The organism is Devosia sp. J20-27 (genome assembly GCF_055808595.1).
Genome location: NZ_CM147875.1, coordinates 3810931 through 3830671 on the forward strand (window position 1 = coordinate 3810931; position 19741 = coordinate 3830671).

Genomic DNA, 19741 nt, shown 5'->3' on the forward strand with positions numbered 1-19741 from the left:
TGCCCGAAGCTGCGCCGCGTCATAGTCTGGCCACCGAGATGAAGGCGATGTGACGCGCACGCCTCAGGGGTAAAGGCGCTGGCGCGTCCAGTTACCGGCCGCATCGCGGGTGAAGCGGACACGATCATGCAGACGATTGGCGCCGTCCTTCCAGAATTCCATGCTCTGGGGAATGACGCGGAAGCCCGACCAGTGCCTTGGACGCTGCACCGGCTCATCGGCGCCCAGGCTCTTGGTCAGAGTCTCGACGCGTTCGAGCAAGGTGAAGCGGTTGGGCAGCGGCCGGGACTGCTTGGAGGCGTGGGCGCCGATCTGGCTGGCGCGGCCGCGGGTGGAGAAATAGGCATCGGCCTCGCTGTCGGACACCACCTCGACCGGGCCGCGAATACGGATCTGGCGACGCAGCGACTTCCAGTGCAGCAGCAAGGCGGCCTTGGGGTTGGCCAGCAGTTCGGTGGCCTTGTCGCTTTCGAAATTGGTGAAGAAGCAATAACCGCGGTGGTCGCGGGCATTGAGCAGGACCATGCGGGCATCGGGCATGCCGTCGGCGTCGACGGTTGCCAGCGCCATGGCGTGGGGGTCGTTGGGTTCGGACAGGCGCGCTTCCTCGAACCAGTCCTCGAACAGCGAGCAGGGGTCGATGGGCCCGGTGTCGGCGTCATCGAACAGACGTTGCGTCAGATTGGTGGCGGCGGTGCTGGAGGTCATCGACTGCTCTCGTTTGCGGCGGGGCCGCGTTTTGCTGTCCTGTGGGCTGAAGGGCCTGATATCCCTTGAAAACCCGCAAAACCTAAGGCGTGCCCCACACTGGACAAGGCCGGGAGGCAGGCCCATATAGGACGCAAAGGGCCGGTGATACAATCGGCACAAACGACAATTCGAAGGAACCCATGCGCGATCCATACACCGTGCTCGGGGTGCCGCGGTCTGTGAGCGAAAAGGACCTCAAGTCTGCTTATCGCAAGCTGGCGAAGGCGCATCACCCCGACCAGAACCGAGACGATCCGAAGGCTCAGGCGAAGTTCGCCGAGATTTCTTCGGCCTATGATTTCCTCACCGACCCGGAAAAGCGCGGGTCGTATGACCGTGGAGAAATCGACGCCAGCGGGCAACCGAAGTTCTCCGGCTTTTCCCAGGGCGGCGGCTTCAACGGTGCCGGCCGCGGCGGTGCGCGTACGGCGCAGGGCGGGTTTTCGGCCGAGGACATCCTGAAAGAGTTCATGAGCGGCTTCGGCGGCACGCAGCGCGGCGCCGGACCGGGGGCCGGACGTTCGGCCGGCTTTGATCCGTTCCAGGGAACCGGCGCCGGCGATACCGGCGGTCGCGGCGCGCAGGTGCGCGGCGAGGACGCCCCGGTGACGGCCACGGTCAGCCTCGAGGATGCCCACAAGGCCGCCAGCGTGGCGCTGCGCATGCCCAATGGCAAGATGCTGAACGTCAAGCTGCCCGAGAAGGTGGAAGACGGCCAGCAGATCCGGCTCAAGGGCCAGGGCCTGCCCTCGCCGTTCGGCGGGGAACCGGGCGATGCCATCGTCACGGTGAAATTTGCGCGGCACAAGCAGTTCCGCCGCGACGGTGCGGACATCCGGGTCGAGGTGCCGATCACGCTCTACGAGGCGGTGCTGGGCGGCAAGGTGCGCGTGCCAACGCTGGACGGATCGGTGGAGATTTCCATCCCCGCCTCGGCCAACACTACCAAGGCGCTGCGGCTCAAAGGCAAGGGTCTGCATGGCGGCGGCGACCTGTTCGCCACGCTCAAGATCGTGCTGCCCGAAAGCGGCGACCCCGATCTCGAGAGCCTGATGCGCTTCTGGCGGGATCAGAAGCCCTACAAGGTACGCGACTAGCGCAGGCGCGAGGGCCGCAAGCCCTCGCGTGCGCCGACGGCTCCTGGCTCAGGCAGCGTCGGCGTCGATGCGGGCAACGGCCCGCTCAAGTGCCGCCAGACAATCCGGATCGACGGCGGTGCCACTCATCTCCGCCATGATCTGCAGGGCCTTGCCGACCGGCATGGGACCGCGATAGGGGCGCTCGGCGGTCAAGGCGTCAAAGATATCGGCAGTGGTGACAATGCGGGTCTCGAGCGGCAGCTCGGCCGCGGCGAGGCGGCGCGGATAACCGGTCCCGTCGAGTTTTTCGTGATGGGTGGCAGCGATGCGCGCCAGATCGGCGAAGGCGGCAATACGTGACAGAATCGTCTCACCCAATTCCGGGTGGCGCTTGATTTCGCACCATTCGTCATCGTCGAGCTTGCCGGGCTTGTCGAGCACCTGATTGGAGACCCCGAGCTTGCCGATGTCGTGCAGCAAGGCAGCGCGCCGCAGCCAGCGGCGGCGCTCGGCGGAGAGGCCCATCGCCTCGGCAATCAGATCGGTAAAGAGCGCCACGCGGTCGGAATGACCACTGGTGTAGGGACTTTTGGAATCGACCACCTTGGCAAAACCCGCAGCAACATCATCGAGATAGTCGTCGTCGACGGTGATGACCAGTTGCACGGGTTCAAGGGCCAGGACCTGGGCCTCGATATCGGCCGATCCAAGACCGGACCAGAAAAAGGGGTCGGCCGCGACGGTCTCGAACAGGTCCACCAGTGCCGGATCAAACCAGCCGCCCTTGCGCTGGCGGATTTCCTGCATGGCCGCCTTCGGGCCGCCGGACATGTAGAAAACGTCGATCACCTGCGCCAGCAAGGCAATGCGGGCGCCCTGCGCAATTTCCGCGCCCTGCCGCCCGAGCGGCAGGCCCTTGCCGTTCCAGTGTTCATCGAGATCGAGAATGCCCTGGGCGACGGTTTCGGAAAAGCGCATCTGGCGCGCGATTTCGGCGCCGCGCTGACAGCGTGTCTCGATCAGTTCGCGGGAAAACTCGCCGCCATTGCGGGCGCTGTTGATGATGGCGCGGAAGCGTTCGGCAAGGCTGTGCTTCACGCCGGCATGCGAGATGATGAAGCCGAGCAACTGGGGCAGTGTGTGTTCGACGAACTTGTAGTCGCGCTTGAACTGCAGGTCGTCCGCCAGATAGAGCTGGCAGAGGCGGGCGGCATTGCTGGAGCAGCCGACGTCCTTGAGCAACAAGGTATAATAGAGGTCGGACAGTGCGGCATCGTCCAGACCGAGCTTCTTGCCGATATGCATGCCGATCCAGCAGCAGCGGATGGAATGCCCTTCGGGCTGCCCCTCGGTCACGTCGAGAGCGTAGCTGAGGGCGCCGACGATCTCGGCAAGATGGATGTTGGTCGCAAGTTCGGTCATGACTGCAGTCAAGCAGCGCAATCCCTAATGTCCGGTTTTAGGCTTGATCACATTTTGCTTGGCCACGATCCGCGACCGGCGTCTCATCGCCCTGGCTAGTTGCGCGGCGCTGCAGCGCGCTGCAGGCGGTCGTTGATCGCTTCGCCCAGACCGGTCGCCGGGATGGGAGAGACGGCGATACGGGTGGCCATGCCATCAAGCTGGTGCAGCATGGAAAACAGGTTACGGGCGGCTTCGTGCAGGTCGCCGGTGGGCGAGAGGTTGAGGGTGAAGGCCCCTGCCCCGAAGCCGAGCGTTGCCTCGCCCGGTCGCGGTACCGTGGCATTGAGGCGCAGGGTGGCGTTCGGGGCGTAGTGGCTGGCCAGCATGCCCGGCGCGGCGATGGCGGCGTTGGCGGCGGCGACCGCAACCGGCCGGCCAATGGCGGCCTCGACCCGGTCCCGCGAGAGGGCGCCGGCGCGCAACTGGGTCACGCTGTCGCCATCGACGGCAATGATGGTGGATTCGACGCCGGAAGCGCAGGGACCGCCATCGAGCACGGGCACACGACCGTCAAAGCCGCGCACCACCTGCCCGGCTGTGGTGGGCGACAGCTTGCCGGAGGGATTGGCGGATGGCGCGGCCAGCGGGCGGCCGGTGGCGCGGATGAGATCGTGCGCCAGCTTGTGGGCCGGGATGCGGATGCCAACGGTGTCGAGCCCGGCGTTCACCAGATCGGAGAGGCCCGCATCGGGGCGTTTGGGCAGCACGAGGGTGAGCGGGCCGGGCCAGAACGTGGCAAGCTGACGCGCCAGCGGCGAGAAGACGCACAACGTCTCGGCCATTTCCTGATCGGCGACATGGACGATCAGCGGATTGAAGCGCGGGCGGCCCTTGGTCTCGTAGATCTTGAGCACGGCATCGGAATTGGTGGCATCGGCACCCAGCCCGTAGACCGTCTCGGTGGGAAAGGCGACGACGTCGCCGGCCCTTAGCAGGGCCGCAAAATGTGCGATTTCCGTGGGTTTGCCGAGATCGAGCATGACGCGTGTTTGACAAGGCGCCGGGTCCGCGTCAAGAAAGCTTCACACGGCGGCGTTTCCAGAGGCAATGACCACCCTACTTGTCAGTCAGCGCAATTTCGAAAGCCATGTGACCCCTGCCGGTCATCCGGAGCGGCCGGACCGACTTCGGGCGGTAAACGAAGCGCTGAGCCGCGAAGGGTTTGAAGCCCTGTTGCGCCGGGACGCGCCATCGGGCGACCTGAACCTTGCTGGCCTCGTACATCACCCCGACTACCTGGAAGCGGTGCGGCAGGCGCGGCCAGCAGAGGGGCTGGCACGGATCGATGAAGACACCTTCATTTCCTCGGGCTCGCTGGATGCCGCCTCGACGGCGCTGGGCGCCGCCCTGCATGCGCTTGATGCGGTGGCGATGGGCGAAGTCGACAATGCCTTCTGCGCCATCAGGCCACCCGGTCATCACGCGGAAGCCGAGCTGCCGATGGGCTTCTGCCTCATCAATACCGTTGCCATTGCGGCACGCGAGGCGCAGCGCAAATATGGCGCCGAGCGTGTGGCCATCGTCGATTTCGACGTGCATCACGGCAATGGTACGCAGGATATCTTCCAGCGCGACCCGACAGTGTTCTACGCCTCGAGCCACCAGATGCCGCTGTTTCCCGGCACCGGTTCGCCGAGCGAGCACGGGGTGGGCAATATCGTGAATGCGGCGCTCTCGGCCAACACTGGCGGCGAGGCCATGCGTGAAGTCTACAACGAGCGCATCTTCATCGACCTCGAAGAGTTCCGGCCAGATTTCCTCTTCCTTTCGGCGGGCTTTGATGCCGACTATCGCGACCCGCTGGCGCAGCTGAACTGGAAGCCGGACGACTTTTCCTGGCTGACCGGCAAGCTGATGGACATTGCCGACCGGCGCTGCGGCGGGCGTATCGTGTCGCTGCTCGAGGGCGGCTACGACCGGCACGGACTGGCCGAAGGCGTGAGCGCGCATGTGGCGCGGCTGATGGGGCACTAGCCGCCTGCACGGCTTGCGCCGGACGCGCCGATGGCGCTAGACCAGAGCCCTATCCAAGGAGCAAGCCCGTGGCCGAGACGACCAATGACGACGTGAAGACGATGAGCTTTGAGGCCGCACTGAGCGAGCTCGAGAAGATTGTCGGCACGCTGGAGAGCGGCAAGGCGCCGCTGGCCGAGTCGATCGAGATCTATGCCCGTGGCGAGGCGCTCAAGTCGCATTGTGAAGCCCTGCTCAAGACGGCAGAAGCACGGATCGAAAAGATCACGTTGCGCAACGGCCAGCCAACTGGCACCGAGCCGCTGGACGCCCAGTAGGAGTTCTGCATGCCTGAAACCGCGTCTGTCGGCCTGCGCCGGTTCCGCATGATTCTCTGGGGACTGGTGATCGTGGCGGCGATCGGCGCGACGCTGCTGTTTGTGCTGCGGCCGCCGGCCAACCCTCTGGCGGTTACCGGCAAGCCGTTTGCGATGCAATCGACCCAGGGCGGCACATTTACCCAGGATGACCTGAAGGGGACGCCGAGCCTGGTGTTCTTCGGCTACACCTACTGCCCCGACGTCTGCCCGACGACTCTGGCCGAGAGCGTTGCCTGGAAGCAGGCGGCCGGACTGACGGACGCGCAGTTGCGGACGATCTTTGTCACCGTCGACCCCGAGCGCGACACCAGAGAGGTGCTCACGGACTATCTGGGGGGCTTCGATCCGGATGTGATCGGGCTGGTCGGCACTCCCAAGCAGACCGAAGCGATCAAGGCCTCGTTCGGGGTGCTGAGCGAAAAGAGCGATGACGACGGCAGCGGCTTCTATCTGGTCAGCCATACCGCCTCGGTGTTCCTGATCGGCCGCGACGGTTCGTTCGAGGGCACGATTGCCTATGGTGAAGCCGAGGCGACAGCGGTGGGCAAGATCGAGAAACTGGTGGGAAAGAGCTGACGTGAGCACTTCCCCCGCCTGCCCCAGCCAAGCAGACGCCACATGAGCGACCGGACCAGACTGGATCAGGCAATCGAGGCGCGCGGGCTGCTGCCGAGCCGGGCGCGAGCCCGCGATGCGATCAATCGCGGTACGGTGACCGTGAATGGCGAGCCGGCGAAAAAGCCCAACCAGATGGTAGGCAGGGACGACCTCATCGCGCTGGACGATCCGGCCGCGCACTATGTGTCGCGCGCCGCGCTCAAGCTGATCGCCGGGCTCGATGCCGGAGGCATCTCGGCGGATGGCAAGGTTTGCCTCGACCTCGGCGCCTCGACGGGCGGCTTCACGCAGGTGCTGATGGAACGCGGGGCGAAGCGCATCTACGCGGTGGATGTGGGGCACGCGCAGCTCAGCGAGCGGCTGCAGGGCAGCGACCGGATCGTCAGCCTCGAGGGCGTGAACGGTCGCGATCTCGAGGCGACGCTCGTCCCCGAGCCGGTTGCGCTGCTGGTCAGCGATCTCAGTTTCGTGTCGGTGGTCAAGGTGATCGAGCCGGCGCTCGGCCTCTGCACGGCGGATGCCGAGGCGGTGATCCTGATCAAGCCGCAGTTCGAGGTGGGCCGCGACAATGTCGGACGCGGCGGCATCGTCACCGACGAGGCGGCGATTGCCGGCGCGGTCGAGGCGGTCATCGACTTCATGGCCACGCGCGGCTGGGCGCTGCGCATCGCGGTTCCCTCCCCGATCCATGGCGGTGACGGCAATCGCGAGACGGTTGCGGTGTTCTCGCGCGCTCAGGGCAGCAGGGTGGCCGACAGCGTCGCCGCCAACCACGCGGCATAGGCCTCGGGCGACAGCCCATCTACATCGCGCAGCAGCAGGAAGAGTTCAGGGCTGGCGAGACGCCAGAGCTGGGCCGTCGCCTCAGCCTCATCGACCCGCAACGTTCCATTGGCCAGCAGGGTACTGATGACAAAGTGCAGGTTGTTTCTGCGGCCGGTATGGAGCTGACGGTAGAGGGTGGCCATTTGCGGGTCGGTTTCGGCGGCGGAGCGCACCACAGCCACCAGTGGCGCTACCCGTGACAGCACAGCCGCGATATCCGCAGCGAAAATCACGACCTGCCGGTGCTGGTCGGTCTCGGCCGCAAGAGCGCGTGGTACGGCCTGGTCAAGCAAGGGCGTCTCCGGCGCCGCGCCGCGGATGGCCGTGGTGACCAGCGCCTCAAGCAGGGCGAGCTTGTTACCAAACACAGCGTAGATGGTTTCCACCGAAACGCCGGCGGTACGGGCGATTGCGGCGATAGTGGTCTTCTGCCAGCCGGTGGTCACGAAAAGCCGGCGCGCCGCCTCGAGGACGGCATCGCGGGTGTCCGCCGCCTGGGCCGAGCGGCGGCCGGACCGGTACCGGCGTTTGGAATTGACAGCCTCCGGCATTTCACTACATACTCACTATATTGAATACACCCCTACACTACCAACCTGTCCGGGAGCTGCAAGCCCCGGCGCAATGAGGCTCGCCATGGCTGCATTTGTTCCGACGGTCCTGCAAGCAACTGCCCTGCTCGTGACGTCCCTGCTGGCGGGCAGCATGTTTGGAATCTGGCGTGGGTATGACCCGGCGCTGTTTTCGCCATCGACCTTTGTGGAAGTGCATCATGGCGCGGTGCGTGGCCTCAATACGTTGCTTCCCGCGATGGGGCTGGCGGCGATCGTTCTCTGCGTGCTGCTGGCCGGACTGGGGCGGCAAAGACCAATGGTGCTGGCGCTCTACCTTGCCGGCGCCGCAGCACTGGTTGCGGCCGGACTGATCACCCGCTTTGCCAACCAGCCGATCAACGACATCATCATGACCTGGGCGCCGGCATCGCCGCCGGAAAGCTGGACCGGCCTGCGTGACAGGTGGTGGAGCTGGCATATGCTGCGGCTGGCCGCCGCGATTGGCGGAGAGGTGCTGCTGATCGCCGCAGTGTTTGCCGACCGCGAGGGTTGACGGTTTCATCGTCAATATACGATGATCGTGGTGCGTGGCGGCTCTGCCCGCGCTTGCACAAACATGCTGTCGGCCCGAGTGACGTCCCAACGGGGCGGTCTGCGGGCCGACCAACGATTGGAACGACATCATGGAATATCGGCGTCTTGGAAAGTCCGGCCTCAAGGTCAGCGAACTGAGCTTTGGCTCGTGGGTGACCTTCGGCAAGCAGGTGGATGGTGGCGATGCCATCAGCCTGATGAGCTACGCCTATGATCAGGGCATCAACTTCTTCGACAATGCCGAAGGCTATGAAGCGGGTAATTCCGAAGTGGTGATGGGTGAGGCGCTGAAGCAGCTCGGCTGGAGCCGCGACAGCTTCGCCGTGTCGTCGAAGGTGTTCTGGGGTGGTGCCAAGCCGACGCAGAAGGGCCTGTCGCGCAAGCACGTGACGGACGCCGCGCATGCCGCGCTCAAGCGCTTGCAGGTCGACTATCTTGATCTCTATTTCTGCCATCGCCCGGATATCGATACGCCGATCGAGGAGACGGTGTGGGCGATGCACAACCTGATCACGCAGGGCAAGGTGCTCTACTGGGGCACGTCCGAGTGGAATGCCCAGCAACTCACCGAAGCCCACGCAGTGGCGCGGCGCGAGCACCTGACGCCGCCGACGATGGAGCAGCCGCAGTACAACATCTTCACGCGCCAGAAGGTGGAGGCCGACTACCTGCCGGTCTACGAGATGGGTCTGGGCACGACCATCTGGTCGCCGCTGGCCTCCGGCATCCTGACCGGCAAGTATCAGGATGGCATTCCCGACGACAGCCGCATGAACCTGCCCGGATACGAGTGGCTGAAAAAGAGCCTTGAGACCGAAGAGGGCAAGGAACGCATCCGCAAGGTCGGGCAACTGGGGAGCCTGAGCAAGGAGATCGGCGTGCCGCTGGCGCAACTGGCGATCCTCTGGTGCCTCAAGAACCCGCACGTCTCCACCGTGATCCTCGGCGCCAGCCGCCTCAGCCAGCTCAAGGACAACATCGCCGCGCTGGAGCACCGCGAAAAGGTGACCGATGAGGTGATGGCCAAGATCGACGAGATCGCCGGCAACAAACCGGCAGAACCGCAGCGCTTCTAGCTCAGTAGCCTACCCCGCCGTCGCGGCCGGTCTGGCCGCGGTGGCGGAGGAAGTGGTCGGCGAGGGTGAGGGCCATCATGGCTTCGCCGATGGGCACGGCGCGGATGCCGACGCAGGGGTCGTGGCGACCCTTGGTGACGACTTCGGTGTTCTCGTTCTCCGTCGTCACCGACTGGCGCGGGGAGATGATCGAGGAGGTCGGCTTGACGGCAAAGCGGACGACGACCGGGTCGCCGTTGGAGATGCCGCCAAGGATGCCACCAGCCTTGTTCGAGGTGAAATACGGCCCGGCATTGCCGGCCCGCATCTCGTCGGCGTTCTCGGTGCCGGTGAGGCTGGCGGCCTCGAAACCGGCGCCGATCTCGACGGCTTTCACGGCATTGATCGACATCATGGCGGAGGCCAGATCGGCCGAGAGCTTGCCGTAGATCGGGGCACCCCAGCCGGGCGGCACGCCTTCGGCGACGACTTCGATGACAGCGCCGACCGAGTTGCCGTCCTTGCGGATGCCATCGAGATAGCCTTCCCACATTTGCGCGGCCTTCGGGTCGGCGCAAAAGAACGGGTTGTTGCCGACCTCGTCCCAATCGAAATTGGCGTAGTCGATCTTGTGCGGGCCGATCTGGACCAGCGAAGCGCGGATCGTCACTTCCGGGATGACGAGCCGCGCCACGGCTCCGGCGGCGACGCGGGCAGCGGTTTCGCGGGCCGAGGCCCGGCCCGACCCCTTGTAGTCGCGGATGCCGTATTTCTGGTGGTAAGTGAAATCGGCATGACCCGGCCGGTATTTATCGCGGATCTCGGAATAGTCCTTGGAGCGCTGGTCGGTGTTTTCGATCTGCATGGAGATCGGCGTGCCCGTGGTCTTCAGACCGCCGCTGCGCTCGTCCTCGAAGGTACCGGAGAGTATCCGAACCGTGTCGTCCTCGCGGCGCTGGGTGGTGAAGCGGGACTGGCCCGGCTTGCGGCGATCGAGGTCGCGCTGGATGATGTCGGCCGAGATCGGGATCCCCGGCGGGCAGCCATCGACAACGACGCCGAGCGCAGGACCGTGGCTTTCACCCCAGGTGGTGAAGCGGAAGAGATGTCCGAAAGTATTGAAGCTCATGGCCGACTGCGTCCCGAATGGTCAGGGCGTTCTAGGGGCAAGTGGCCACGACGTCTAGATTTCATCGTACACGTTGTCGCGCCGGCCGATTGCGATGACGATAATCAGCACCTGATCGTCCCGCACTTCGTAGACCAGTCTGTATCCGACCGTCTTGAGTTTTATCTTGTAGCGCGGGCCGGGCCAGCGGCCACGCAGTCGGGCCGAGGGCACGTGTGGTTCTTCAATGCGTCGGGCAATGACCACCTGGAACTGCAGGCGGACCGCCGAATCCAGCTTGTTCCACTGCTTTCGGGCCCGTTCGCTAAATGTCAGCCGATAGGTCGGCAATCGTGACCTCCACGACCGGCTCGTTGTCCGATGCTTCAGCCAGCTCGGCGAGCTTTACGTCGTCATAGAGCTCCTGCACATATTCCCAGACGGCGGGTGTGACGACGTAGGCCACCACCTTGTTATGGTTGAGGATGGCGACAGCTTCCTCCTCCGACGCCTTCACCACGGCCATCGGATTCCGTTTCAGTTCGGAAACGCTAAACGCCAGGTCTGCTTCAATACGTTGCCCAACATGGTTCATTCTGACCTCCTATTAAGGGCCAAAAATAGTACCATTTTATGAGGTCGGTCAACGCGAGACGTCCATGTTGGAGAAATCCGTCCTTCAGGCAGACGCACAGACCGCCATCCCCAGGCCGGGCCGGCGACTGTCGCAAAGGATGGCAATGCACTGACGGTTGTCAGTGCCTCAGTCGTCCCAGCTCTGGCCGGCGGGGTAGACGACGGACTTGCCGTCGATGAAATGCACCACCGAGTCCTGGGGCGGGAACCAGTTGACGGTGCGATCAGCGGGAAAGTCTTCAATCAGGCGGCGGAGGATGCGGAGGATGCCGCCATGAGCGACGACAATCGCCGGCCCGTTGAGCGACTCCGCAAAACTGAGGACGCGTTGCGCCACATCCTCGTAGCTTTCCCCCGAGGGTGGACGGAAATGCCAGAAATCGGCCGTGCGTTCGCCGGCAATGGCCATTTCGCCGGCTGCGAGCTCGGTATGCAGCCGGCCCTCGTAGACACCGAAGGAGACCTCGACCAGACGCTTGTCGGGCACGACTGCGGGCAGTTCGACATCGAAGGCGCTGCGCACCCGCTGCATGGTCTCCATGGTGCGCCCCAGCGGCGAGACGTTCCAGGAGAATTCGGCGGGGTCGCGACGGTCACGCTCGAAGAGCTGGCGCAGCAGAGTGCCGTTGAGATCGGCCTGGCCGCGGCCGATCTCGTTGAGCGGGATGTCGCGGCTGCCCTGATAGCGTCCCTCGGCGTTCCAGTCGGTCTGGCCGTGACGGATGAAGTAGAGTTCAGGCCAGACGAAGGACATTGTCAGTCTCTAGGGAATGGAACGCAGAGGCGGGCGTTACTCGGCTGCGGCTTCCTGGTCGACATACATGCCGATGATGTTGAAGCCGCAGTCGACGTACTGGATCTGGCCGGTGACACCGGACGCAAGGTCGGACAGAAGATAGAGGGCGGCAGAGCCGACCTCGTCCTGGGTGACATTGCGCTTGAGCGGCGCCGACTTCTCCTGCCAGCGCAGCATGTCGCGCAGGCCCTTGATGCCGGAGGCGGCCAGCGTCTTGATGGCGCCGGCGGAGATGGCGTTGACGCGGATATTGCTGGGGCCGAGATCATTGGCGAGGTAGCGCACCGAGGCTTCCAGCGCGGCCTTGGCGACGCCCATGACGTTGTAGTTGGGCACGTATTTCTCGGCGCCGTAATAGGTCAGCGTCAGCAGCGAGGCGCCGGGGTTCAGCATCGGCTCGGCGCGCTTGGCGACGGCGGTGAAGGAATAGACCGAGATGTTCATGGTCAGGGCGAAGTTGTCGGCCGAGGTTTCGATATAGCGGCCTTCGAGCTCGTCCTTGTTGGAATAGCCGATGGCATGGACGACGAAATCCATCGTCCCCCACTTGTCCTTGAGGATGCGGAAGGTCTCGTCCATGGCGCTGTCGCTGGAGACGTCGCACTCGACCAGCGTGGTGACGCCGATTTCGGCGGCCAGAGGTTCGACGCGCTTCTTGAGTGCTTCGCCCTGATAGGAGAAGGCGATCTCGGCGCCCTGATCGGCCAAAGCCTTGGCGATGCCCCAGGCAATCGAATTCTTGTTGGCGACGCCCATGATGAGCCCGCGCTTGCCTGCCATCAAACCAGCCATTTTTCTTGTCCTTTGCCGCTTGGGGTGCGCCGGTTTTGGCATAGCGGGCAGTGGCGGGCAAGTTTCGCGTTATTGCTGGTGCCAAGCGGCCCGGCTATGGTCCACGCACCATGACCAAAACTCCCCAGCAGATTGCCGACGCCCTGACCGGACTGCTCGGCGCCAATGCCGTCATCGCCGACGCCGGCAAGATGGCCATCTATCTCAATGAACCGCGCAAGCGCTTTCACCAGCCGGCCGCCGCAGTGGTCCTGCCGAGCAGCGTGGCCGAGGTACAGGCGCTGGTGCGCTGGGCGAATGCCGAGGGGATCGGGTTGATCCCGCAGGGCGGCAATACAGGGCTTGTGGGAGCCCAGGTGCCGCTGCGGGGCGACGAGGTGATCGTCAGCCTTACCCGGCTCGACAAGGTGCGCGAGATCGATGCGACGGCCGGGCACATGACGCTGGAGGCCGGGGTCATCCTGCAGGAGGCGCATCGGGTCGCCGAAGCAGCCGGCGCCATGTTCCCGCTCTGGCTGGCCAGCCAGGGCTCGGCACGAATCGGCGGCCTGCTGTCCTCGAATGCCGGCGGCGTGCAGGTGCTGGCGTTCGGCAATGCGCGTGAACTGACGCTGGGAGTCGAAGCCGTGCTGGCCGACGGACGACTCTACCAGGGGCTCAACTCGCTCAAGAAGGACAATACCGGCTATGACCTCAAGAACCTGCTGATCGGGGCAGAGGGTACGCTGGGGATCATCACGGCGGCAACGCTGAAGCTGTTCCCGCCGCCGGAGGCGCAGGAGACGGCAATCGTCAACGTCGCCTCGCCCAAGGCAGCGCTGGAGGTCTTCTACCTGCTGCGCGCCCGGACGGGAGCGCGACTGACGGCGTTCGAACTGATGCCGCGGTTCGGTGTCGACCTGCAGCTCAAGCACGGGTTGCTCAGCCGGGACCCGACGGCGAGCCCGTCGCCGTGGTATGCACTGATCGAAGTCAACCGCATGAAGGGCGGCATGCCGGGCGCGTTACAGGCGGCGCTGGAGGAAGCGCTGTCGTCGGAGCTGATCAGCGACGCGGTGATGGCCGAATCCGAGGCCGACCGGATCGCCATGTGGGCGGCGCGCGAGCAGATGAGCGAAGTGCAGAGCAAGGAAGGCGCTTCGATCAAGCACGACGTTTCGGTGCCGATTGCGGCGGTGCCGCAGTTGATTGCCGAAGGCGTGGCGGCGGTCGAACAGATCGCGCCGGGCATTCGCGCCTGCCCCTTCGGGCACATGGGCGACGGCAATATCCACTTCAATTTCAGCCAGCCCGAAGGTGTCGACGGCAAGGCGTTCATGGCAAGCTATGACGAGCGGGTGCATGAGGCGATCTATGCGGTGGTGCTGCGGCTGGGCGGATCGGTATCGGCCGAGCACGGCATCGGCCAGCTCAAGGTCGATCTGCTGAGGCAGGTGAAAGATCCGGTGGCGCTGGAGATGATGCGGGCGATCAAGACGGCGCTCGACCCCAGGGGCATTCTCAATCCGGGCAAGATGCTGGGCTGAGGACGGTCACCGAAAAGTGCCTACTTGAATGCAGGCGCGCAGCGGTTATCTCGGACGAATGATCGACGATATCGAATTCCTGGACGACGCGACGCGACCCAAGGCTCCCAAGCTGGACGGCCTGACACCGCATCAGAAGCAGGCTGGTGAGCATCTGCGGATGATCCACGACCACTTGCGCAGCAACATGACCACATTGCGCACGCTCATCCAGCGCGCGGCTACGGGTCAGGCCACGGCGGCGGATGTCGCTGCCGAGACTGGCAACATGGAAATGATCGCCAATTTCCGGCGCTTCGGAAATCTCTGCGGGCAGCACTGCCAGATCGTCAACACGCACCACTCGATCGAGGACTACTCGATCTTCCCGGCGCTGGCGGCGCAGGGCGCGGCGTTCAAGAAGGTGGCGGACCGGCTGCAGGCCGAGCACGTGGTGGTGCACGAACTGCTGGTGCGGCTGGTGGGGGCGCTCAACGCCCTGGTGGAAGCGCCCGGCGCCGATACCTTTGCCGACGCCAGGCTGCTCTACGAGACGCTGGAAAAGGTCCTGCTGTCACACCTGGGCTACGAGGAAGACGAGATCGGCGACGCCATCGGCTATTTCGGGCTGCTCTAGAAGAGGATGCTGCGGCTGTCGTAAGCCGCAAGCGTCTCGTCATGGGTCACCAGCCGCAGGCGCTCGACTTGCGCCTGCGCCAGCAGCAGCCGGTCGAACGGGTCCGGATGGGCGACGGCAATGGTCTCCGATGCAACAGCGTGATCGGCGGTGACGTCGAGCAGGCGGAAGCCGGCTTCAGGTATGAGGTCTTGAACGTCTTCTGCGGAGATAGCAGGGGCGCCCTTGCGCCCGGTCGCCCGCTTCATGGCAATCTCGAACAGGCTGATGGCGGAGACAATGACGTCATTTGCCGGATCCAGGAGGATCACCTGCACGGCCCTTGGGATTCTGTCCGGGCCGGTGAGGGACCACACCACGAGATGCGTATCAAGCAGCAGCCTCACTTGGAGGGCTCTGGCTCGGCATCGGACGGTGCGGCGGCAGCGTCCCAGGGATGCCCGAGCGCCTCGCCCCAGACGACCTTGTCGAGGGCCTGGAACGCGTCGTAGTCAAGTGGCGGATACTTGTTCTTTGCCAGACCGAGCCGACGCGCGGGGCGTGGCTGATCGGCAAGCGGCACCAGGCGCGCCACGGGACGGCCGTTGCGTGCAAGGATCACCTCATCCTCGGTGCCGTCCTCGATGGCACCGACCAGCCTGGAAAGACCGGTCTTGGCCTCATGCATGTTGACGGTTTTCATTCGAGATCCCGCATTAGCTAGGCTTAGCTAAGCAATGTAGTGCGGGGACAACCGATCGACAAGCTAGAACAGCTCGCCCTGACCGCCGCCGCTGGCGGCCTTGTTCTTGCGGGCGGGTGACGGTGCGGCATCGGCGGCGAGTTCGTCGGGGGTGAGCGGGCGGATGAGTTCGGGGCCCTCGGCCAGGGCGGACCCTATGGCCTTGCCGACGGCATGAAATTTCATGGTGCCGGGGGGTGGCGGGACGGCAAGCTTGACGGCGTCGCGCGCCGAGACGTCGCGGGTGTTGAGCCAGTCGTCCATGGCCTGCTCGTCGCGCAGAATGGCCGGCATGCGGTCGTAAATGGCGGAAATCTCGGGATTGGGTTCGACGGTGACGATCGCGGCGGTGTCGATCTCTTCGCCCTCGGGGCCCGACCAGGTGGAGTAGAGACCGGCAAAGGCCATCGGTTCGTCGTTTTTGAGCGTGATGTAATAGGGTTGCTTCCGGCCGTCCGGGGCCTTCATCCACTCGTAGTAGCCGTTGGCGGGAATGACGCATCGCATGCGCTTGACGGTGTCGCGGAAAGACGGCTTTTCGGCCATGGACTCGGCGCGGGCATTGATCAGCAGCGGGAAGTCGCGCGGGTCCTTGAGCCAGCCGGGGACGAAGCCCCAGCGCACCAGTTGCACGGTGCGGCGCGCCTCCTGCTCCCAGATGACGGCGATCGGTTGCGTCGGGGCAATGTTGTAGCGCGGTGGATAGTCGATGCGATTGAGCAGCTTGAACAGCTCGGTCATCATTTCGGGCGGCAGGGTTGCCGCATAGCGTCCGCACATCGTGTCGTCTCCGATCACCCCTTAGTTAGGGGCTTGCGAGGCGGGAGGCAAATTGCGACACCGTGAACATGACAAGAACACCCAACGCCGCCAGCGTCGCCCTGATCGACCGGGACAAGGTGCTGCTGATCCAGCGGGCGCGCAAACCCTATTTCGGGTTGTGGAGCCTGCCGGGCGGACGGCTGGAGCCAGGCGAGACACCCGAGGACGCCGCCCAGCGCGAGGTTCTCGAGGAAGTCGGGCTGACCTGCTTCCGGCTGATGCCGGTGCGGCGGATGTACCTGGGCGACGACGGGGTGTTCCTGCTGCAGGTCTTTGCCACCGAGGGATTTGAGGGAAACGTGGCCGTTTCGGACGAGATTTCGGCCTATCGCTGGGTACGGCCATGGGAGATTGCGGGATTGGCGACCACACCCGACCTCGACAGCGTGCTGGATGCCGCCTTCCGACTGTTCGACCGGACCTAAATCAGGTAGCTCTCAGGCATGCGTCTCCCGCCCCTCCTCCGCTCGATGCTTGTTGCCGCCCTGCTGTGCCAGCCGGCGATGGCGGTCGACCCGCCCTATCAGGACGACATGGAGCGGCTGGCGGAGCTGCTGGGCAGCCTCTATTTCCTGCAGCCGCTGTGCCAGCCGGGCGTCGAGGACTGGCGGGCGCAGATGGAACAGCTGATCCTGCTCGACCAGCCCGACGAGGACCGGCGGCAACGGCTCGCCGGCGCATTCAACGAGGGCTACACCAATTATTCGCGGCTTTATCGCGCCTGCACGGTGTCGGCCAATGAATCGCTGACGCGGCTGCTGGTCGAGGCCGAGACAGTGGCGCGCGACATCCACTCGCGCTATGCCGAGTAAGCCGAATTAACTAAACATTTCGAGGCGATGTTAACCTTCGCCTTACTTCTGATGCGGCGGCGACGGGCCAGCGTGGTACGCGAGTCGACATGAAACACGATAAGCCGCTGTTTGCTGATTCTGCCGCGGAAGCGGCGCAGGACAATGACCACGAAGAGCGGCAGCTGGCGCTCGAGTATCTGGCCGAAGCCTGGAACACAGCCGAAGACGAAGGCGTCGAGAGCCACGCCCTCGCCCACGCCTCGCTGTTTGCAGCGCTGACGGCACTGGTGACGGCGCACGGCTCGGAAGCCGTGGCCCTGCTCGTCGAAGGCCTGCCGACCCGTATCCGCTCGGGCGAATACGAACTCGACCGCACCATCCAGTAGCTAGAGCGCTTCGAGAAAGCGCATCGGCTGCCCCACGGACGGGGTGACCAGTTCTCCCTGCCACATCACCTTGTGGCCACGCACGATGGTGCCGACCGGCCAGCCGGTTACGGTGACGCCGTCATAGGGTGTCCAGCCGGCGCGCGAGGCGACCTGGTCATTGGTGATGGTTTCGCTGCGCTTGAGATCGACGATGGTGAGATCGGCATCATAGCCGACGGCGATGCGGCCTTTTCCGGCAATGCCGAAGAGGCGGTTGGGCCCATGGCTGGTCATGTCGACGAAGCGTTCGAGGCTCATGCGGCCGGCATGGACGTGGTCGAGCATGATAGGCACGAGAGTCTGGACGCCGGTCATGCCCGAGTGGCTGTCGGGATAGGCGTGATCCTTCTCGGCGCGGGTGTGCGGGGCATGGTCGGAGCCAAGGATGTCGGCGACACCGTTGTGGACGCCTGCCCAGATGCCCTCGCGATGCGCCTTGTCGCGCACCGGCGGGTTCATCTGCGCATAGGTGCCAAGACGGGTGTAGGCGGTTTCGTCGAGCGTCAGGTGATGCGGCGTCACCTCGACGGACGCGACATCCTTGTGATCGGCGAGAAACACCATTTCCTCAGCGGTGGAGATATGGAGCACATGGATGCGCTTGCCGGTCTTGTGGGCGAGCGCCACCAATCGACGGGTCGAGAGCATGGCCGCCTCGGGGTCGCGCCAAACCGGGTGCGAGGACGGATCGCCCGGCACGCGCAGCGGCTTGCGCGCCTCGAGCCGGTACTCGTCTTCCGAGTGGAAGGCAGCGCGGCGTGAAATGGCGCGCAGAATGGCCTCGACACCGTCGTCATCGGCAACCAGCAGGCTGCCGGTGGAGGAGCCCATGAAGACCTTGATGCCGGCGCAGCCGGGCAGTTTCTCGAGGGCGGCGAGTTCCCCGACATTCTCGTGCGTGCCGCCGATATAGAAGGCGAAATCGCAGTGCATGCGGTTGGTGCCGAAGCGGATCTTTTCCTCGAAGGTCTCGCGGCTGGTGGTCAGCGGATTGGTGTTGGGCATTTCAAAAACGCCGGTGACGCCACCCATGACCGCCGAGCGGGAACCGGATTCGAGGTCTTCCTTGTGCGTCAGCCCGGGTTCGCGGAAATGCACCTGGGTGTCGATGACGCCGGGGAGGATATGCAGCCCGCGGCAATCAACGGTTTCGTCGGCGCTCGATGTGGCAAGGTTGCCAATTGCTGCGATGCGGCCGCCGCTGACGGCGATATCGGTGGCGTGGACGCCGTCATGATTGGCGACGGTGCCGTTCTTGTAGATCGTTTGGTAGTGCGCCATGTGTCCCTTACCTCTATCATGTAGGGGCATACTGGATTCCCGCCGTCGCGGGAATGACACGGTGAAAAATGGCACTCTTCAATCTCGATTCCAGACGCGTGGTTCGCATTTCGGGCGAGGACGCGAAGAAACTGATCAACGATACGCTGACCTGCCGCTTCGACGGGCTGGGATCGGGTGCGGGGCGCTGGTTCGCCTTGCTGAGCCCGCAGGGCAAGATCCTGATCGAAGGGCTGGTGACCCTGGAAAACGGCGCCTACTGGTTCGATATCGATGCCGCGGCGGCCCAGGACTTCATCAAGCGCATGAAGATGTACAAGCTGCGGGCCAAGGCCGAGATCGTGCTGAGCGAGAGCTATGGGGTGGCCTGGTCACCCGATGGCGAGGAGCCTGTCAAAGGCAGTTTCATCTCCTATATCGACGAACGCGGACCGACCCTGGGGCGGCGCTACATCATCGACTGGGCCGACCTGCGGGGGCATGTGCCCTCCGACGAAGGCGAGTACGACCGGCGGCGGATCCAGGCCGGCATCGCCGAATGCGGCCCGGATTTCGGCAGCAACGAGGTGTTTCCGCACGATATCGGCATGGACATGCTGGAGGGCGTCGATTTCAAGAAGGGCTGCTATATCGGCCAGGAAGTGGTGAGCCGGATGCAGCATCGCGGCACGGCGCGGCGTCGGCCGGTGCTGGTGTCGGGCCTGCCCGACGGCGCTGCCCCCGGCGCGCCGCTGCTGGTCGGGGAGCGCGAGGTGGGGACGATCCTCAGTGCGCAGGAGGGGCACGCGGTGGCGATCGTGCGGCTTGACCGCGTTCCGCACGGGCAAGCTGCCACATTTGCCGGCCTGCCGGTCGAACTGCACATTCCGGGATGGGCCAGCTACGACTTCGCCGCGACGCCGGCAGAGGAGTAGTTTCCGGCCTACGACTGTGACGGGAGAATCGTGCA

Annotated in this window: 26 protein-coding genes; 13 read left to right on the plus strand and 13 right to left on the minus strand. The window is 64.6% G+C overall.

What is annotated here, in order from left to right:
* Positions 1-63: 63 nt before the first annotated feature.
* A complete protein-coding gene (pdxH, locus tag AC0L4C_RS18920) occupies positions 64-708 on the minus strand; it encodes a pyridoxamine 5'-phosphate oxidase (protein WP_473401288.1) in 645 nt (214 codons plus the stop codon).
* A gap of 182 nt (positions 709-890) precedes the next feature.
* Between pdxH and AC0L4C_RS18925 the strand changes: the two genes are divergently transcribed.
* Positions 891-1847, plus strand: coding sequence for a DnaJ C-terminal domain-containing protein (locus tag AC0L4C_RS18925; protein WP_473401289.1), 957 nt, complete (start codon positions 891-893; stop codon positions 1845-1847).
* A 48-nt stretch (positions 1848-1895) separates the two neighbouring features.
* Here the strand turns inward: AC0L4C_RS18925 and AC0L4C_RS18930 are convergent, their stop codons facing one another.
* Together AC0L4C_RS18930 and AC0L4C_RS18935 are read right to left on the minus strand one after the other, a co-directional pair.
* Complete coding sequence (locus AC0L4C_RS18930) at positions 1896-3251, minus strand: HD-GYP domain-containing protein (RefSeq protein WP_473401290.1); 1356 nt, start codon at positions 3249-3251, stop codon at positions 1896-1898.
* Positions 3252-3346: 95 nt separating this feature from the next.
* The gene (locus AC0L4C_RS18935; protein WP_473401291.1) at positions 3347-4273 is read right to left on the minus strand and encodes an L-threonylcarbamoyladenylate synthase; all 927 of its coding nucleotides are present in this window, start codon (positions 4271-4273) and stop codon (positions 3347-3349) included.
* A 67-nt stretch (positions 4274-4340) separates the two neighbouring features.
* Here AC0L4C_RS18935 and AC0L4C_RS18940 point away from each other — a divergent pair, with 67 nt between their 5' ends.
* The 4 genes from AC0L4C_RS18940 to AC0L4C_RS18955 all read left to right on the plus strand — a co-directional run bounded on the left by AC0L4C_RS18940 (position 4341) and on the right by AC0L4C_RS18955 (position 7027).
* Positions 4341-5267 carry a histone deacetylase family protein gene (locus AC0L4C_RS18940; RefSeq protein ID WP_473401292.1) on the plus strand — a complete coding sequence of 309 codons (927 nt, stop codon included), beginning with the start codon at positions 4341-4343 and terminating at the stop codon, positions 5265-5267.
* Positions 5268-5335: 68 nt separating this feature from the next.
* On the plus strand, positions 5336-5584 hold the full coding sequence (locus tag AC0L4C_RS18945; RefSeq protein ID WP_473401293.1) for an exodeoxyribonuclease VII small subunit: 249 nt from the start codon (positions 5336-5338) through the stop codon (positions 5582-5584).
* Positions 5585-5593: 9 nt separating this feature from the next.
* Complete coding sequence (locus AC0L4C_RS18950) at positions 5594-6202, plus strand: SCO family protein (protein ID WP_473401294.1); 609 nt, start codon at positions 5594-5596, stop codon at positions 6200-6202.
* Between the two features lie 42 nt (positions 6203-6244).
* Positions 6245-7027 carry a TlyA family RNA methyltransferase gene (locus AC0L4C_RS18955; RefSeq protein WP_473401295.1) on the plus strand — a complete coding sequence of 261 codons (783 nt, stop codon included), beginning with the start codon at positions 6245-6247 and terminating at the stop codon, positions 7025-7027.
* On the opposite strand, the gene AC0L4C_RS18960 is transcribed toward AC0L4C_RS18955, so the two are convergent.
* Entirely contained in the window at positions 6979-7620 is a 642-nt protein-coding gene (locus tag AC0L4C_RS18960; RefSeq protein ID WP_473401296.1) for a TetR/AcrR family transcriptional regulator, read from the minus strand. The two genes, AC0L4C_RS18955 and AC0L4C_RS18960, sit on opposite strands and share 49 nt — an antisense overlap.
* Positions 7621-7705: 85 nt before the next feature.
* Here AC0L4C_RS18960 and AC0L4C_RS18965 point away from each other — a divergent pair, with 85 nt between their 5' ends.
* Positions 7706-8176, plus strand: a complete 471-nt coding sequence (locus tag AC0L4C_RS18965) for an anthrone oxygenase family protein (protein WP_473401297.1) — start codon at positions 7706-7708, stop codon at positions 8174-8176.
* A 130-nt stretch (positions 8177-8306) separates the two neighbouring features.
* Positions 8307-9293 (plus strand): potassium channel beta subunit family protein, encoded by a 987-nt coding sequence (locus tag AC0L4C_RS18970; protein WP_473401298.1) that lies wholly within the window; start codon positions 8307-8309, stop codon positions 9291-9293.
* A gap of 1 nt (position 9294) precedes the next feature.
* Here AC0L4C_RS18970 and aroC read toward each other — a convergent pair whose 3' ends face one another.
* The 5 genes from aroC to AC0L4C_RS18995 all read right to left on the minus strand — a co-directional run bounded on the left by aroC (position 9295) and on the right by AC0L4C_RS18995 (position 12604).
* Entirely contained in the window at positions 9295-10401 is a 1107-nt protein-coding gene (gene aroC / locus AC0L4C_RS18975) for a chorismate synthase (RefSeq protein ID WP_473401299.1), read from the minus strand.
* Positions 10402-10455: 54 nt separating this feature from the next.
* Positions 10456-10731, minus strand: coding sequence for a type II toxin-antitoxin system RelE family toxin (locus AC0L4C_RS18980; protein ID WP_473401300.1), 276 nt, complete (start codon positions 10729-10731; stop codon positions 10456-10458).
* Positions 10706-10975, minus strand: coding sequence for a type II toxin-antitoxin system Phd/YefM family antitoxin (locus AC0L4C_RS18985; protein WP_473401302.1), 270 nt, complete (start codon positions 10973-10975; stop codon positions 10706-10708). The genes AC0L4C_RS18980 and AC0L4C_RS18985 overlap by 26 nt, the downstream gene beginning before the upstream one ends.
* Positions 10976-11143: 168 nt before the next feature.
* On the minus strand, positions 11144-11770 hold the full coding sequence (locus AC0L4C_RS18990; protein ID WP_473401304.1) for a histidine phosphatase family protein: 627 nt from the start codon (positions 11768-11770) through the stop codon (positions 11144-11146).
* A gap of 36 nt (positions 11771-11806) precedes the next feature.
* The gene (locus AC0L4C_RS18995; protein ID WP_473401305.1) at positions 11807-12604 is read right to left on the minus strand and encodes an enoyl-ACP reductase FabI; all 798 of its coding nucleotides are present in this window, start codon (positions 12602-12604) and stop codon (positions 11807-11809) included.
* Between the two features lie 110 nt (positions 12605-12714).
* On the opposite strand from AC0L4C_RS18995, the gene AC0L4C_RS19000 reads away from it, so the two are divergent.
* Positions 12715-14130: an FAD-binding oxidoreductase gene (locus AC0L4C_RS19000; RefSeq protein ID WP_473401306.1), complete on the plus strand. Its 1416-nt coding sequence runs from the start codon at positions 12715-12717 to the stop codon at positions 14128-14130.
* Between the two features lie 28 nt (positions 14131-14158).
* On the plus strand, positions 14159-14746 hold the full coding sequence (locus tag AC0L4C_RS19005) for a hemerythrin domain-containing protein (protein ID WP_473401308.1): 588 nt from the start codon (positions 14159-14161) through the stop codon (positions 14744-14746).
* Here AC0L4C_RS19005 and AC0L4C_RS19010 read toward each other — a convergent pair.
* The 3 genes from AC0L4C_RS19010 to AC0L4C_RS19020 form a co-directional block, all read right to left on the minus strand.
* Complete coding sequence (locus tag AC0L4C_RS19010; protein ID WP_473401309.1) at positions 14743-15132, minus strand: type II toxin-antitoxin system VapC family toxin; 390 nt, start codon at positions 15130-15132, stop codon at positions 14743-14745. The two genes, AC0L4C_RS19005 and AC0L4C_RS19010, sit on opposite strands and share 4 nt — an antisense overlap.
* On the minus strand, positions 15129-15428 hold the full coding sequence (locus AC0L4C_RS19015) for a type II toxin-antitoxin system Phd/YefM family antitoxin (protein WP_473401311.1): 300 nt from the start codon (positions 15426-15428) through the stop codon (positions 15129-15131). Before AC0L4C_RS19015 ends, AC0L4C_RS19010 begins: the two co-directional genes overlap by 4 nt.
* Positions 15429-15491: 63 nt before the next feature.
* Positions 15492-16247, minus strand: a complete 756-nt coding sequence (locus tag AC0L4C_RS19020; RefSeq protein WP_473401312.1) for an SOS response-associated peptidase — start codon at positions 16245-16247, stop codon at positions 15492-15494.
* Between the two features lie 68 nt (positions 16248-16315).
* On the opposite strand from AC0L4C_RS19020, the gene AC0L4C_RS19025 reads away from it, so the two are divergent.
* From AC0L4C_RS19025 to AC0L4C_RS19035, 3 genes are all read left to right on the plus strand, one after another.
* The gene (locus tag AC0L4C_RS19025; protein ID WP_473401314.1) at positions 16316-16714 is read left to right on the plus strand and encodes an NUDIX hydrolase; all 399 of its coding nucleotides are present in this window, start codon (positions 16316-16318) and stop codon (positions 16712-16714) included.
* A gap of 18 nt (positions 16715-16732) precedes the next feature.
* Positions 16733-17101, plus strand: coding sequence for a TIGR02301 family protein (locus tag AC0L4C_RS19030; protein ID WP_473401315.1), 369 nt, complete (start codon positions 16733-16735; stop codon positions 17099-17101).
* A gap of 89 nt (positions 17102-17190) precedes the next feature.
* Positions 17191-17469 (plus strand): hypothetical protein, encoded by a 279-nt coding sequence (locus AC0L4C_RS19035; RefSeq protein WP_473401317.1) that lies wholly within the window; start codon positions 17191-17193, stop codon positions 17467-17469.
* Here AC0L4C_RS19035 and AC0L4C_RS19040 read toward each other — a convergent pair whose 3' ends face one another.
* Positions 17470-18792, minus strand: a complete 1323-nt coding sequence (locus AC0L4C_RS19040; RefSeq protein ID WP_473401318.1) for a dihydroorotase — start codon at positions 18790-18792, stop codon at positions 17470-17472.
* Positions 18793-18860: 68 nt separating this feature from the next.
* Between AC0L4C_RS19040 and ygfZ the strand changes: the two genes are divergently transcribed.
* Positions 18861-19706 (plus strand): CAF17-like 4Fe-4S cluster assembly/insertion protein YgfZ, encoded by an 846-nt coding sequence (gene ygfZ, locus AC0L4C_RS19045; protein ID WP_473401319.1) that lies wholly within the window; start codon positions 18861-18863, stop codon positions 19704-19706.
* The last annotated feature ends 35 nt before the right edge of the window (positions 19707-19741 follow it).

What these genes read in the sequence shown, in the direction of transcription:
- pdxH (WP_473401288.1), bottom strand. Translation starts at nt 708, where the DNA reads ATGACCTCCAGCACCGCCGCCACCAATCTGACGCAACGTCTGTTCGAT.
- AC0L4C_RS18925 (WP_473401289.1), top strand. Translation starts at nt 891, where the DNA reads ATGCGCGATCCATACACCGTGCTCGGGGTGCCGCGGTCTGTGAGCGAA.
- AC0L4C_RS18930 (WP_473401290.1), bottom strand. Translation starts at nt 3,251, where the DNA reads ATGACCGAACTTGCGACCAACATCCATCTTGCCGAGATCGTCGGCGCC.
- AC0L4C_RS18935 (WP_473401291.1), bottom strand. Translation starts at nt 4,273, where the DNA reads ATGCTCGATCTCGGCAAACCCACGGAAATCGCACATTTTGCGGCCCTG.
- AC0L4C_RS18940 (WP_473401292.1), top strand. Translation starts at nt 4,341, where the DNA reads ATGACCACCCTACTTGTCAGTCAGCGCAATTTCGAAAGCCATGTGACC.
- AC0L4C_RS18950 (WP_473401294.1), top strand. Translation starts at nt 5,594, where the DNA reads ATGCCTGAAACCGCGTCTGTCGGCCTGCGCCGGTTCCGCATGATTCTC.
- AC0L4C_RS18955 (WP_473401295.1), top strand. Translation starts at nt 6,245, where the DNA reads ATGAGCGACCGGACCAGACTGGATCAGGCAATCGAGGCGCGCGGGCTG.
- AC0L4C_RS18960 (WP_473401296.1), bottom strand. Translation starts at nt 7,620, where the DNA reads ATGCCGGAGGCTGTCAATTCCAAACGCCGGTACCGGTCCGGCCGCCGC.
- AC0L4C_RS18965 (WP_473401297.1), top strand. Translation starts at nt 7,706, where the DNA reads ATGGCTGCATTTGTTCCGACGGTCCTGCAAGCAACTGCCCTGCTCGTG.
- AC0L4C_RS18970 (WP_473401298.1), top strand. Translation starts at nt 8,307, where the DNA reads ATGGAATATCGGCGTCTTGGAAAGTCCGGCCTCAAGGTCAGCGAACTG.
- aroC (WP_473401299.1), bottom strand. Translation starts at nt 10,401, where the DNA reads ATGAGCTTCAATACTTTCGGACATCTCTTCCGCTTCACCACCTGGGGT.
- AC0L4C_RS18985 (WP_473401302.1), bottom strand. Translation starts at nt 10,975, where the DNA reads ATGAACCATGTTGGGCAACGTATTGAAGCAGACCTGGCGTTTAGCGTT.
- AC0L4C_RS18990 (WP_473401304.1), bottom strand. Translation starts at nt 11,770, where the DNA reads ATGTCCTTCGTCTGGCCTGAACTCTACTTCATCCGTCACGGCCAGACC.
- AC0L4C_RS18995 (WP_473401305.1), bottom strand. Translation starts at nt 12,604, where the DNA reads ATGGCTGGTTTGATGGCAGGCAAGCGCGGGCTCATCATGGGCGTCGCC.
- AC0L4C_RS19000 (WP_473401306.1), top strand. Translation starts at nt 12,715, where the DNA reads ATGACCAAAACTCCCCAGCAGATTGCCGACGCCCTGACCGGACTGCTC.
- AC0L4C_RS19005 (WP_473401308.1), top strand. Translation starts at nt 14,159, where the DNA reads ATGCAGGCGCGCAGCGGTTATCTCGGACGAATGATCGACGATATCGAA.
- AC0L4C_RS19015 (WP_473401311.1), bottom strand. Translation starts at nt 15,428, where the DNA reads ATGAAAACCGTCAACATGCATGAGGCCAAGACCGGTCTTTCCAGGCTG.
- AC0L4C_RS19020 (WP_473401312.1), bottom strand. Translation starts at nt 16,247, where the DNA reads ATGTGCGGACGCTATGCGGCAACCCTGCCGCCCGAAATGATGACCGAG.
- AC0L4C_RS19025 (WP_473401314.1), top strand. Translation starts at nt 16,316, where the DNA reads ATGACAAGAACACCCAACGCCGCCAGCGTCGCCCTGATCGACCGGGAC.
- AC0L4C_RS19030 (WP_473401315.1), top strand. Translation starts at nt 16,733, where the DNA reads ATGCGTCTCCCGCCCCTCCTCCGCTCGATGCTTGTTGCCGCCCTGCTG.
- AC0L4C_RS19035 (WP_473401317.1), top strand. Translation starts at nt 17,191, where the DNA reads ATGAAACACGATAAGCCGCTGTTTGCTGATTCTGCCGCGGAAGCGGCG.
- AC0L4C_RS19040 (WP_473401318.1), bottom strand. Translation starts at nt 18,792, where the DNA reads ATGGCGCACTACCAAACGATCTACAAGAACGGCACCGTCGCCAATCAT.
- ygfZ (WP_473401319.1), top strand. Translation starts at nt 18,861, where the DNA reads ATGGCACTCTTCAATCTCGATTCCAGACGCGTGGTTCGCATTTCGGGC.